Below are 13216 nucleotides of genomic sequence, written 5' to 3' on the forward strand. Positions count from 1 at the left end.
CTTCAAATTTCACAGTGAGATCGCCTTTACCAAACTCCACAGCTTTCGCCGCAAGAACTTTGATGGGTTTTGCAATGGAAGAACTCATGAAAAACACAACCACAGAAGCTATAACTATAATTACGATGATTATACTGATGATCATCACAGTTAATCTGTTTGCTTGAGCAAGCATCTCTTTTTCCGGTACCATCAGCATCACAGACCAGCCTTTTACAAACTCAATCGGTGCGTAGAAAACATAATAAAGTCCGTCTTTCATCTTCATTTTGAACTGACCAATTTCTTGTGAAAGAATCTTTGAAGCGTTTTTTTCAAGTTCTACAAAACCAACTTTGGAAGCTTCGTTTATGTTGAGTTTCATCAAATACTCTTCAGAAGTGTCTGCAATTACCATTCCAGTTGAATCGCATACCAAGCCTATTGTGTTTTTTGTCAGGCGTGCTCCTTCGACAACATGGCTTATTGTGTCAAGAAGTACTGCTGCACCAAACAAGCCTATGGTTTTGTTGTTTTCATCTTTAACCGCCGCTGCTATAACAAAGATATTTTTACCGGTGGTTTTCGAAACCAGTCCTTCACTTATCGCTATGTCTTTGTTTTGTTTCATAATCGCTGTGAAATAACTCCTGTCAGAAACCTGTGAAACATTTCCAAGTGTATTTGGTGCATTGCCATCCGGGTAAGCTATAAGGAACATATTAATTTCAGGTCTTTCGTCAGCTTTTGGTTTGAGGTCTTTTTCCATTAACTCTTTCCACTCACCGGTTTTAAGCGCGTTTATCACTACATTGCGTTGTGCAGATAATTTTACTTCTCTTGCAATGCCTTCGATCCAATTACTTATCACTTCACCAGATTTGCCAACCAGTTTTTGAGTGGAGTTTTCGATGATGCCTGTGGTAATTTTAGTCAACTGAAAATATGTGATCACTGCTGCAACTGTGAGTATTGCCGCGACCGGCACTAGAATGGTCAGAAGCATCTTTCCTCTGAGGCTTTTCATGTTCTCCCCTCCTTTTTGATATTCAGACAAGGGTGAAAAAAACAGTTTACTCATTTTATTTAGAAATATACACTCAACATTATTGTATCAAATTACCGCAAATTGTCAAAATTGACACAGGATAAAAGCACAGGCTAACTCGATCAATAAATCAATATTGCACTTTCAAAAACCAGCTGAACGATGTTACATAACTGACCTGTGAAGCTTGTTTCAAACCAAGAAAGACTTTTAAAACACCTGTTTTTTCAAGATTGTGAAAGCTGATGGTTTTACGTAGACATGTTAAAATAGTTTTCAGTACGAATTTTTATGGGGTGATTGAATGGATAGAGCCACAAAAGGTGTTGAAATGTTGCTTGGAGATCCAAAGAAAGCTGTGATAAAGCTTGCTATTCCAATGATGGTTGCGATGTTTGTTCAAACACTGTACAACCTTGCCGATGGAGTATGGGTTGCGGGTCTTGGTCCACAAGCGCTGGCAGCTATAGGAATGTTTTTCCCAATTTTTATGATAATAATCTCTTTTGCCGCCGGCATAGGCATAGGTGTGAACGCCGTTATCTCTCAAAAAATCGGTCGGGGTGATAAAAAAGCAGCAGATGAGACTGCCAAAACCGCAATCTATCTGGTCATAATTCTGAGTATCCTGCTGACGATTGCATCGCTTTTGTCCATAGGACCACTGCTCAGGTTGATGGGTGCAAGGGACGAAGTACTAAAACTTTCCCTGGATTATTCAAACAGCATACTGTACTTCATAATAGTCTTCATGTTCAGCAACGTGGGAAATGCGATTCTTCGAGGTGAAGGCGATGCAAAAAAAGCCATGTATGCGATATCTATAGGATCTATCCTGAACATATTCCTCGATCCTGTGTTTATATACGTCTTTAAACTCAGTGTTAAAGGCGCAGCTTATGCTACCGTTATTTCGGCTGCGGTTGGATGTTTTCTCATATTTTACTGGTTTTTCATCAAGAAGAACACATATCTTTCAATCGACCTGTCTGATTTGAGAATGGATTTTTCTGCACTTGGGGATATATTGAAAATAGGTGTTCCGGCGTCATTTGCTCAGATATCCATGTCCGTAGCTATTTTCGTGCTGAACAGTTTTGCAACAAAAGCCGGCGGGCAATTTGGAGTTGCAGTTTTCACAAGTGCCTGGCGTGTAATAAATCTGGGAACGATTCCGATGATAGGCGCTTCGACAGCCGTGACATCTGTCGTGGGTGCCGCATTTGGAGCAAGAAATGCCAGAAAACTTGAAACAGCACATCTTTTTGCGATAAAATTCGGCTTTATCCTTGGAATTTGTATCATGATAACAATACTTTTGTTCTCCAAACAGATAGCATTCATTTTCACTTACTCAGAAAAGGGAAAGGTCATTTTTCCAGACCTTGTAAAAGCGTTGATGATACTCAGTTTGTTTCTTCCCGGTACACCCTTTGGCATGTTTACCTCTGCCATGTTTCAGGGAATCGGTCAGGGCACAAAGAGCCTTGTCATAACCATTTTCAGGACAATAATAATGCAGGTTTTCTTCTGCTGGCTTTTTGTGAATGTTTTTCAGATAGGTCTGAGCGGTGTGTGGTGGGGAATCGTGATAGGTAATCTGACCAATGCAGTTGTTGCATTCACATGGAGTCGAATCGTAATCAACAGGTTGAAAATCCATTTTGAACAAACTCAATTCTGATTTTGTGCATCTTTGTGATGAATGATTTTCACAATGAGCATCACAATCAGACTGACAAGAAAAGTCAATATCACACCAAAAGTTGCTCCACTGATGTCTATAATCACATCGTTCAATGAAGAACCTCTGTTGAAATATTGCTGACTGTACTCATCAAGAGAAGCAATCAGCGAAGGAAGCGACAAGCCGAGTAAAATGGCTGCAAAGAATTTTTGCGTGTAGAACAAACCGAACAAGAAACAAAGTGATCCAAGAAATAAATACAGCCCAAAGTGAGCACTTTTTCTGATAAATTCAATAGTCGATGCCCTGCGATCACCAAACCAGAACCTGTTCAATGTCGTTCTCAGCTTGATGAATAACTGCGTGTCTGAAAAATCGAAAGTTTTATCCAACTTTTTGAGCAAGTTGTATGCGAAATTTGCCTGCTTTGATGATTCATCTGGAAGTCTGGTGGAAAAGTAAAATATCAACCCAATCCACAGGACGAATGCAATGAAAAAAATCAACCAGATCCTTTTCAAACTCTCACTCCCATAGAAAAAAGATGAATGTTCTGTGAGGATTATATCAGACGTGTGGCTGTTCAAGCCATGATAATTTTATCTTTCTGTGAAAGATTGATAGTTCTTAACATCATAGAGCGTGCATGGAATAACGACCAGATGGTATTGCAACCAAAATCATACGCCTTTAGCTTCTGAAAACCGTGTAGATCATAGTAAATGCATCATTTCAGGTCGATAACCAGAGAAAAACGTAGAAAAAAGCAGAAATAATCAGATAAACAGATATAATCTGGGAAATTTCTGTGAATGCAGTCTAAAAACAGTTATGAGCTTTAATTATCATGATTGAACAAATTTGTTAAACCTGATCTAATATAACCAACAGAATCTTTTCAAGAAAGAAATATCAACCATAAGAGGAGTGACGGGGTGAAAACGGCAAAAAAGGTCGATCCAAAATCCATGAAAAAGATGAACAAGCAGCTCATCTTGAGATACCTTGTTGAGCATGGACCAAGCAGTAGAACGGAGCTTGTTGCCAAAACGGGACTTGCGAACAGTGCTGTCTGGAGAATTATCGAAGAGCTGGTTGAACAGGGATTTATAGAACAGAAGGAGTATTTCATGAAGACCAGCACCAAAAAGGCTGCCATCTATGGTGTTACGAGAAATTACATGACGTGCCTCATAGTCGATGTTCAGGTTCTTCAAACAACAGTTGCACTGGGATTTTTGGATGGAAGCTGGGAGATTCTTGAGAATTTCCCAACAACCAGCTTTGAAGAGTTCACATACCGAATCAATGAATTTTTATCAGAAAAAACCTTGAATCGTCTTTTGGGAAAGAAGAGAAAAAACAGAATAGTCTTCTCGGTGCCGGGGATTGTTGACAGCCAGAAAAGTAAGCTGCTCTACGCACCTAATCTCAAATGGCACGACGTAGATTTTAAAGAACAGTTCGGCAAAAAGACCTTTGAGATCATCGTGGATAACGATTCAAATCTTTCACTGCTTGCAGAATCGTTTTTCTCCAATGACATAAAAGATTCGAACAACGCTTTTTTCCTTTATCTTGGCGAGGGTGTTGGAGGAGCGCTTTTGATAAACGGAAAAATTGTCAGGGGTATGAATTTCGCCGCCGGGGAAATTGGGCACACGGTCTTGGATATGAAAGATGGAATCGTTGAGGTTGAAGCACTTCTGTCTATTTCGAAATTAGTTGAAAAATTTGAAAAACTCAAAGGCAAAACACTTGAAGGTAATCTCAAAGAAAGATTTGACTGTGTCGTTAAAGCCTGGCTTGGCACAGACAAAATCGCTCAGCAGTTGATCGATGATTTTCTGAGAAATCTGGTCCTTGTGTTGAGAAATATTGGATATCTGATCAATCCACAGATAATAGTTTTTGGTGGTTCGGTGAACAACCTGTGGGAGAATTTTGGACCGTTTATTGAGAAAGAACTCAAAAAGATCGACGATTATGGTTTTCTAAATGGTATGACATTCAGAGATACGATCTTTAAGAACGTTTCTCCATCTCTTCCTGGATGCAATGTTGCGGCAATAAACAGAGTCCTTGAGGATTCAAACCTCACAGGATAAAATATTTAACTCTCAAGGGGAGGTGTTTGTATGTGGCGCAGGTTAGTACTGCTCTTTGCAATGGCTCTTGCCGTGGTTTCATTCGCAGCAAAGATTGAGATCTTCAGCTGGTGGACTGCCGGAGGAGAGGCAGAAGGATTACAGGAACTGTTCAACATCTTCAGCAAAGCAAACCCCGGTGTGGAAATCATCAACGCAACTGTTGCCGGTGGTGCGGGTGCTCAGGCAAAAGCGGTGTTGAAAACCAGAATGCTCGGGGGAGATCCACCAGACACATTTCAGGTGCATGCCGGGCATGAACTCATCGACACATGGGTGAAAACAGGATTCATGGAACCCATCACTTTCCTTTACAAAGCAGAAGGCTGGGACAAGGCTATGCCAAAAGGTATTCTTGACATTGTTTCATACAACGGCGAGATGTGGTCAGTCCCGGTCAATATTCACAGGGCAAATGTGCTGTGGTACAACAAAGCGATTTTCGACAAGTACGGTTTGAAACCACCAACAACCTTTGATGAATTTTTCAAAGTGGCAGATACTCTCAAATCACATGGAATCATACCACTTGCACTTGGAACAAAAGACGGCTGGGAAGCGGCTCATGCATTTGAAACAGTTCTCATTGGAAAACTCGGTGCGGAAGGATACAAAGGACTGTGGAATGGCAAAACAAAATGGTCTGATCCTCGAGTAACAGATGCACTTGAAACATTCGCCAAAATGCTCACATACGTTAATCCAGACCATGCAGCGCGCACATGGGATGAAGCCTGTGCTCTCATTGTCGAAGGTAAAGCCGCAATGAACATCATGGGAGACTGGGCAGTTGGATATTTCTATGCAAAGAATTTCAAAGATTTCGGCTGGACTCTGGCACCCGGCAATGCTGGAATTTTCGATGCTCTGTCCGACAGCTTTGGACTGCCAAAAGGTGCGAAGAACAGGGAAACTGTCATTGCATTTTTGAAAGTACTCGGTTCGAAAGAAGGACAGGTAGCGTTCAATATCAAGAAAGGTTCTATACCGGCAAGAACAGATGTCGACAAAAATCTGTTCCCGGAGTATCAGAGATCTGCTATGGACGACTGGCTAACACATGAAATCGTTCCGAGTGTCATGCATGGTGCAGCGGCTTCTGAAGGCTGGGTAACTGAGTTCAAAGATGTGATATCTTTGTTTGTCGCAAGACCGGATGTGAAAGTTACACAAAAAGCTCTGGTGAATATCGCAATAGGACAGGGTGTGGCACAATAAGACTCAAAAAGGGGAAGGTCCTTTCGCCTTCCCCTTTTTTCAAATGGAGGGTCTAAATAAATGAAAAAAGACAGGTTGGCATCTATTTTGTTCATTCTTCCGTCGATTATCTTAATAGGTATATTCGTCTATTTTTTCATAGGATGGACCTCATGGGTCTCATTGGTGAACTGGAAGGATATCTTTCCTGATTTCACTTTCGTTGGCTTGAAAAATTATGCGCGACTGTTTGAAAATTACAGATTCACGATTTCTTTGAAAAACACCGCTGTGTTCACGGCACTGTTTCTGGTGGCGAGTATAACCATAGGACTGCTATTAGCGATACTTTTGGACAGAAAGGTGCGTTTTGAGGGCTTGCTCAGAACAATTTACCTGTTTCCCATGGCGGTGTCTTTTGTGGTCACCGGTGTTGTCTGGAGATGGATACTCAATCCTGGTCCCGGTGGGGAAAGCGTTGGTATAAATCTGCTGTTTGAGAAAATTGGACTGTCTTTTTTGAAAAGCGGCTGGTACACAGATCCAAATATAGGTATAAAAGCGGTGGTAATAGCAGCCGTATGGCAAATGTCTGGTTATGTGATGGCAATGTACCTGGCTGGAATAAGGGGAATCCCGGTAGAACTGTATGAAGCAGCGCAGCTTGATGGTGCGAATACAATGCAGGTGTATCGATATATAGTGATACCATTGCTCAGACCTATCACACTTGGAGCAGTGATAGTTCTGGGGCATATCTCTTTGAAAATCTTCGATCTGGTTTTTGCGATGACAGGTAGCGGTATAGGTTTTTCATGTGATGTGCCGGCTTTGTTCATGTACGATACCACCTTCAGGGGAAATTACTTCTCTCAGGGTGCCGCTGTCGCGATGATGTTGCTTTTGTTTGTAGCCGTGCTGATAGTGCCTTATCTGATTTACAGCATCAGAACGGAGGTAAGACGATGAAGTTTGGCAGGATAGCTCTCTATATCGTGCTCATTGTTTTTGCGATATTTTACATGATGCCGATATACGTCCTTTTAGTCACCGGCTTGAAAAGCTTTCAGCAGGTAAGCTTGAGGGAAATGTGGAATTTGCCAAAATCCATCACATTCGAGAGTTTTGTGCGTGCCTGGAAAGGTGATCCTTCACGTGGGCTCAGGGGTCTTTCGCAAAACTTCATGAACAGCGTCTATCTTGTAATACCAGCCACTCTGATCTCGGCGATGCTTGGATCGATGAATGGATATGTTCTCACAAAATGGAAATTCAAGGGAGCAAATACCGTATTTGCAGTACTTCTGTTTGGAATGTTTATCCCATATCAAAGCATTCTGATTCCGCTTGTTCAGCTTCTTCAAAAAGTAAAGCTGTATGGTTCAATCCCCGGATTGATTTTCGTGCACAGTGTCTATGGGATACCGATAACCACGTTGATATTCAGAAACTATTATTCGACGATACCCACTGATATCGTCGAGGCATCGAAAATAGACGGAGCAGGTTTTGTGAGAATTTATACAAATATAATCCTGCCGGTTTCCATGCCCGCCTTCGCAGTGGTTATGATCTGGCAGTTCACATCGATCTGGAATGACTTTCTCTTTGGTCTCATCGTTGCGCCTAATCCAGCGGTTCAGCCGGTAACCGTTGCATTGAACAACCTCGCAGGAAGTTATTTTGTCGAATGGAATATACAAATGGCTGGCGCTTTGATTACCGCCTTACCAACATTGCTCGTTTATATCTTTCTTGGAAGATTCTTCATGAGAGGACTGCTTGCCGGCAGCCTTGCTGGAACATAAACTGACTGCTGACCGATAAATTCAGTATATATTCAAAATACTTTTTCAAAGTCATTTCACACTGCTTTGAAGATGAAATGTTAATATCATATCTGGTGGTTTTTTTGAGAGTATATCTTGTAAGACACGCAAAAACAGACTGGAATGACATGGGTATCTGGCAGGGAAATGTCGATATACCGCTGAACCGGGAAGGATTTGAACAGGCTGAAAAACTTGCCCGGAGATTTTCCAGCATGTCCATACAGGCAATATACACAAGCCCTTTGAAGCGAAGCTACCAGACTGCACAGGCAATTGCAGAAAAGTTTTCAATTTCACCTGTACAGGATCCTTTGTTGCGCGAATGTGAGATATCACTCTGGAATGGTTTGACGATGAAAGAGACTCTTGAGAAATTCGCAAACTTTTACAACGAATGGTCCACAAATCCCAGAGCTCAAATTCAGGGAGTTGAGTCGCTTGAACAGGGGCAGCAAAGGATGGTTGAAGTATTCAAGAAGATCACCCAAAATTGTTTTGAAAATGTGATAGTCGTTTCACATGCGATTGCGATCAAAATGCTTGTTTGCTGGGTTTTACAGCTTCCCATACCTTTGCATAAATCTTTCAGGCTTGAAAATGCTTCAATAACTGCTATTGAGATCACAGATAGACCAAGGTTGCTCTATCTGAACGATATGTGTCACCTTGAAATGTGAATAATGTTGTATCATAAAATCTGGAGGTGATTTATTTGAAAACCGAATGGCTTGGCAAAATGTGCTTTCTTTCCCGCACAGATTCAGACAGGCAAATTTTGATGGATGGCAAAAAAGAAAACGGTGGACTCGGTGCAGGTCCTTCTCCCATGGAATTAGTTCTGGCTGCACTGACCGGTTGTACTGGAATGGATGTTGTATCGATACTCTCGAAAATGAAGGTTCTGGATGAGGTCGAAGTTTTCAACATGGAAGTCAGTGCAGAGAAGTCTCAAGAGCATCCGAAAGTGTACACAAAAATACACCTTAAGTATATATTTAAATTCAAAGATCAGCCCAGAAAAGAGCAGGTTGAAAAAGCTGTTCAACTGTCGCAGGAAAAGTACTGCAGTGTTGCTGGAATGCTCAAAAAAGCCGCAGAGCTAACTTATGAGATTGTCTATCTGTGAGGTGATTTTTTGCTTTTGGCAAGTTTTGTGATTGGGAATGTCACCGTTGAGATAGTTCAGGATGATATCACCAGACAGGACACCGATGTCATTGTAAACGCAGCAAATTCTTACTTACATCACAAAGGAGGGGTTGCAAAAGCCATAGTAATAGCTGGCGGAGAAGATATTCAAAAAGAAAGCGATGAATATGTCAGAAAATATGGACCAGTACCGGTTTCACATGTAGCTGTAACCGGTGCCGGGAAGTTGAAGGCAAAGTACATTTTTCATGCGGTTGGTCCAGTCTGGGGCGAAGGAAACGAACATGAGAAATTGTACAATTGCATCAGAAATGTGCTGGCAAAGGCTGATGAGCTTGGGGTAAAATCGATAAGTATTCCTGCTATCAGCAGTGGTGTATTCGGTTTTCCCAAAAAAGATTGCGCTCTGGTTTTTATGAAAGCCATCAGAGATTATCTTTCGTCATCGACACTCTTAAAAACTATAAGATTGTGTAATATAGATAAACAGACGAGCGATATTTTTCTTGAGACTTTTAGCAATAACTGGAGGTGATCACCATAGAAGAAAAAGAAATACCAAAATTGTCCATGCAGGATCTGATAGTACTTTTTTTCAATACAATTGCCGCACGCTGCTGGGCAAGGCTTGGACTCACAAAAGATGAGTACGGTGAGATGCGTCAGGATTTGAGTGAGGCAAGGCTTGGTATTGATGTGCTTGACTCCATTCTGAAGGTTTTCACAGTTACAGATCAAGAGCTCTACAAAGAGTTAGAGGCGGTTGTAGCGAATTTGAAGTTGAATTATGTAAATCAGTATAACAGATCAAAAGGGGCGAGCAAATGAAAAAAGCAGGAATTGTTGGGCTGCCAAACAGCGGCAAGTCAACGCTGTTTAATGCCCTGACAGATCAGAGCGTACCTGCGGAGAAATATCCATTCTGCACCATTGATCCAAACTTTGGAATTCTTATAGCACAGGACCAGAGATTGACAAAATTGGCTTGCATGGAAAATTCTGAGCAGACAGTTCATCCTTTTTTCAACATAGTTGATATAGCTGGACTTGTTAAAGGTGCAAGCAGGGGAGAAGGATTGGGCAACCAGTTTCTCGATCACATAAGTAAGGTTGACATGATTTTCCACGTTGTAAGGTGCTTTAAAATAACCGATGTATCTCATCCAATGGGCAGTATAGATCCACAGAGAGATATCGAAGTAGTTGAGATGGAATTGATTTTAAAAGATCTTGAAACGGTGCAAAAAAGAATGGACAAAATATCCAAGCAAGCCAGAGCAGGTGATGTACAGGCAAGGGATGAACTTGGTTTGCTTCAAGCACTCAAAGCCCATCTTGAAGCGGGAAATCTGGCTTTGACAATGAATAGAAATGAAAATGAACAGAAAATCATCGATACTTTGTTTTTACTGACTGAAAAACCTGTCATATACGTTGCGAATGTAGATGAATGGGGTATGGAAAATCGCATCTATGAAAAAGTCCAGGAAATTGCACGCAACAGAAATTCCGGCTTTATCTTGGTAAATGCCGGTGTGGAGTACGAAGTGAAAGATATGCCGGCTGAAGATGCAAGGGATTTTTTGATGGCGTATGGATTTGAAGAATCGTTAAAGATTCGGTTTTTCAATGAAATCAAAAAAACACTTTCGCTGATATGTTTTCTGACAGCCACCAAGAACGAAGCAAGAAGCTGGGTGATAAAACAAGGGACAAGTGCTTACGATGCAGCCGGAATGATACACACGGATATTCAAAAGGGCTTTATCAAAGCAGAGGTCATTCCGTTTGAAGAATTGGTCAAGTTTCAATCACTGAAAGAGGCAAGAGAAGCAGGAGCTGTGAAAGCCCATGGAAAAGAATACGTCATCAAGGAGGGAGACGTTGTACATTTTCTATTCCATGCTTGATCTGTTTAAAAATACCGCTATTGTATCGACTGTTTTATCTTTTCTCGTTGCTCAGACAATAAAGATTCTGACATCCAGAAAACTTTCAGCATTCAAAAAATATGGCGGTATGCCAAGCGGACACTCGGCTGCGATGTCCGGGCTTGCTTTTTCACTGGCAAGATGCACAGGATATGATTCACCGGTTACAGCTATTGCCGTCGCACTGCTCATGGTTGTGGTAGCCGACGCGGTGAATTTGAGGCCGTATGTTCGCGAAGATCTTGGACACACCTGGTCCCAGGCTTTTGCAGGAATCGGGGTGGGGTTTGTGGTTGCTCACATACTGCCAGCGAGAATACCGCTGTGGTGATTTGATGCCGGCGAAACTTTCATCTGTTACCGTTGTTGGATTGAATGTCAATCCGATCACCGTTGAAGTTGATATTGATAGAAAAAGCGTGATTCACGATGTGGATATAGTTGGACTTGGTGACACGGCTGTGAAAGAAAGCAAAAAAAGAATCAAAAGTGCGCTGAAAAATTCTGGATTTGATTTTCCTCAGGGAAGGATCATCGTTAATTTAGCACCCGCAGATTTAAAAAAAGAGGGTTCTTTGCTCGATCTACCTATAGCCATAGGGATACTTCAGGCTGCCGGTACATTGCAAAAGTCAAATGTACTTGCTTTTGGAGAGCTTTCTCTGGAAGGGAAAATCAGAGGCGTCAGAGGTGTGCTGACAAGTTTGCTGGCTTTGAGTGAACAGAGATGTGAAGGTATAATCATAGTTCCAAAGGAAAACATCGAAGAAGCTCAGATGGTAAAAGGATTGAACATATATGCCTTGCAAGATTTGAAAGAAGTCGCCCAGTTTGTAAACCATCTTGCAGAGTTTCAGGCAGTCTCTTTCAAGGGATTTCCACCGTTTGAATATGAGAGCGATCTTGATTTTGCGGATGTAAAGGGGCAAGCAGTTGCCAAGAGAGCCCTTGAAATAGCCGCGGCTGGTTCTCACAATGTTCTGATGAAAGGCAGTCCAGGCGCTGGTAAAACTATGCTTGCCAGACGACTTGTGTCGATAATGCCACCGCTCACAGATGAGGAAGCCGTAGAAGTGCTCAAAATATACAGTGCAGTTGGTTTGGTGAATTCAAAAAAAGTTTTCAGACCGTTTCGCTCACCTCATCACACTGCGTCGAGCGTCGCAATAATTGGTGGCGGTAACGATGCAAAACCAGGAGAAGTAACACTTGCCCACAACGGAATACTCTTCTTGGATGAATTTCCCGAGTTCAGAAGAGATGTGATAGAAGCTTTAAGACAGCCTCTGGAAGAAGGAGTAGTTACCGTCGCAAGGGCAAAGGCAACGATAACATATCCGGCTCGATTCACACTCGTTGCAGCGATGAATCCATGTCCGTGTGGAAATTATGGTGATCCAAAGGCAACATGTAGTTGTTCTGAATACGACATTATCAGGTACAACAAAAAGGTATCTGGTCCTGTTCTTGATAGAATTGACATTGTTGTGCAGGTTCAGAGAATGGAATTTGAAGAATATTTCGCAAAAAATGCGGCTGAAAGCAGTAAGAACATCAGAGAAAGGGTTATAACGGCAAGACAGATTCAGCAAAGAAGGTACAGCAACCTTGGCTTTTCGACGAACTCGCAGTTACCTGCAAAATTGATCAGAACATTCATTCAGCTTGATGAAAAAAGCGAAGATCTGCTGAAACTGGCGGTTGCAAAGTACAACCTTTCTGGAAGGTCAATTGACAAAATTCTGAGACTTTCAAGAACAATAGCCGATCTGGAACAAAGTGAAAAAATCAAATTCAACCACGTTGCAGAAGCAGTGCAGTACAAAACTCAGCACAGTGATTGAATTTCACTCTCCAATTATTTTCACAAGAACACGTTTATCTCTCATACCGTCGAATTCACCATAAAATACCTGCTCCCACGGTCCAAGGTCGAGTTTTCCTTTTGTGATGGCGATAACTACCTCTCTTCCCATGATAGTTCTTTTCAAATGCGCATCTGCGTTGTTTTCAAAACTGTCGTTGTGCCTGTACTGAGAATAAGGTTTTTCAGGAGCGAGTTTTTCCAGCCAGTTTTCAAAATCCCAATGAAGCCCCGGCTCGTCGTCGTTTATAAATACACTTGCGGTGATGTGCATTGCGTTGCACAGCAATATGCCATCATAAATTCCACTTTCCTCAACACACCTTTGAAGTTCTTCGGTGATATTTACAAAAAAACAAGCCAGAAAGCACATTCCATTTAT

15 protein-coding genes are annotated in these 13216 nt (G+C 41.7%); 12 read left to right on the forward strand and 3 right to left on the reverse strand.

The annotated features are described in order from the left end of the window. The coding region (locus AC4E92_RS09620) for a cache domain-containing protein (protein WP_490240380.1) at positions 1-1006 on the reverse strand (1006 nt) is incomplete at its 3' end. Positions 1007-1331: 325 nt separating this feature from the next. On the opposite strand from AC4E92_RS09620, the gene AC4E92_RS09625 reads away from it, so the two are divergent. Next, positions 1332-2711: an MATE family efflux transporter gene (locus AC4E92_RS09625; protein ID WP_490240381.1), complete on the forward strand. Its 1380-nt coding sequence runs from the start codon at positions 1332-1334 to the stop codon at positions 2709-2711. Here the strand turns inward: AC4E92_RS09625 and AC4E92_RS09630 are convergent. Further along, positions 2702-3235 carry a VanZ family protein gene (locus AC4E92_RS09630; RefSeq protein WP_490240382.1) on the reverse strand — a complete coding sequence of 178 codons (534 nt, stop codon included), beginning with the start codon at positions 3233-3235 and terminating at the stop codon, positions 2702-2704. The two genes, AC4E92_RS09625 and AC4E92_RS09630, sit on opposite strands and share 10 nt — an antisense overlap. 414 nt (positions 3236-3649) lie before the next feature. Between AC4E92_RS09630 and AC4E92_RS09635 the strand changes: the two genes are divergently transcribed. The 11 genes from AC4E92_RS09635 to AC4E92_RS09685 all read left to right on the forward strand — a co-directional run bounded on the left by AC4E92_RS09635 (position 3650) and on the right by AC4E92_RS09685 (position 12814). Then, positions 3650-4822, forward strand: a complete 1173-nt coding sequence (locus tag AC4E92_RS09635; protein ID WP_490240383.1) for an ROK family transcriptional regulator — start codon at positions 3650-3652, stop codon at positions 4820-4822. 30 nt (positions 4823-4852) lie between these two features. Then, positions 4853-6079, forward strand: a complete 1227-nt coding sequence (locus tag AC4E92_RS09640) for an ABC transporter substrate-binding protein (RefSeq protein WP_490240384.1) — start codon at positions 4853-4855, stop codon at positions 6077-6079. A gap of 60 nt (positions 6080-6139) precedes the next feature. Beyond that, on the forward strand, positions 6140-7027 hold the full coding sequence (locus AC4E92_RS09645) for a carbohydrate ABC transporter permease (protein ID WP_490240385.1): 888 nt from the start codon (positions 6140-6142) through the stop codon (positions 7025-7027). After that, positions 7024-7866 carry a carbohydrate ABC transporter permease gene (locus AC4E92_RS09650; protein ID WP_490240386.1) on the forward strand — a complete coding sequence of 281 codons (843 nt, stop codon included), beginning with the start codon at positions 7024-7026 and terminating at the stop codon, positions 7864-7866. Before AC4E92_RS09645 ends, AC4E92_RS09650 begins: the two co-directional genes overlap by 4 nt. 104 nt (positions 7867-7970) lie before the next feature. After that, positions 7971-8567, forward strand: a complete 597-nt coding sequence (locus AC4E92_RS09655) for a histidine phosphatase family protein (RefSeq protein ID WP_490240387.1) — start codon at positions 7971-7973, stop codon at positions 8565-8567. A gap of 35 nt (positions 8568-8602) precedes the next feature. Beyond that, positions 8603-9016 carry an OsmC family protein gene (locus tag AC4E92_RS09660; RefSeq protein WP_490240388.1) on the forward strand — a complete coding sequence of 138 codons (414 nt, stop codon included), beginning with the start codon at positions 8603-8605 and terminating at the stop codon, positions 9014-9016. A 9-nt stretch (positions 9017-9025) separates the two neighbouring features. Further along, the gene (locus tag AC4E92_RS09665; protein WP_490240389.1) at positions 9026-9574 is read left to right on the forward strand and encodes a macro domain-containing protein; all 549 of its coding nucleotides are present in this window, start codon (positions 9026-9028) and stop codon (positions 9572-9574) included. Beyond that, positions 9571-9867, forward strand: coding sequence for a DUF1844 domain-containing protein (locus tag AC4E92_RS09670; RefSeq protein WP_490240390.1), 297 nt, complete (start codon positions 9571-9573; stop codon positions 9865-9867). Before AC4E92_RS09665 ends, AC4E92_RS09670 begins: the two co-directional genes overlap by 4 nt. Continuing rightward, positions 9864-10949: a redox-regulated ATPase YchF gene (ychF, locus tag AC4E92_RS09675; protein ID WP_490240391.1), complete on the forward strand. Its 1086-nt coding sequence runs from the start codon at positions 9864-9866 to the stop codon at positions 10947-10949. Before AC4E92_RS09670 ends, ychF begins: the two co-directional genes overlap by 4 nt. Then, positions 10924-11301, forward strand: a complete 378-nt coding sequence (locus AC4E92_RS09680; protein WP_490240392.1) for a divergent PAP2 family protein — start codon at positions 10924-10926, stop codon at positions 11299-11301. Before ychF ends, AC4E92_RS09680 begins: the two co-directional genes overlap by 26 nt. 4 nt (positions 11302-11305) lie before the next feature. Beyond that, entirely contained in the window at positions 11306-12814 is a 1509-nt protein-coding gene (locus tag AC4E92_RS09685; protein ID WP_490240393.1) for a YifB family Mg chelatase-like AAA ATPase, read from the forward strand. Positions 12815-12817: 3 nt separating this feature from the next. On the opposite strand, the gene AC4E92_RS09690 is transcribed toward AC4E92_RS09685, so the two are convergent. Then, a complete protein-coding gene (locus AC4E92_RS09690; RefSeq protein ID WP_490240394.1) occupies positions 12818-13207 on the reverse strand; it encodes a secondary thiamine-phosphate synthase enzyme YjbQ in 390 nt (129 codons plus the stop codon). Positions 13208-13216: the final 9 nt, after the last annotated feature.

Origin of the sequence: Pseudothermotoga sp., from assembly GCF_031962025.1 — a bacterium.
Classification (GTDB): domain Bacteria; phylum Thermotogota; class Thermotogae; order Thermotogales; family DSM-5069; genus Pseudothermotoga_B.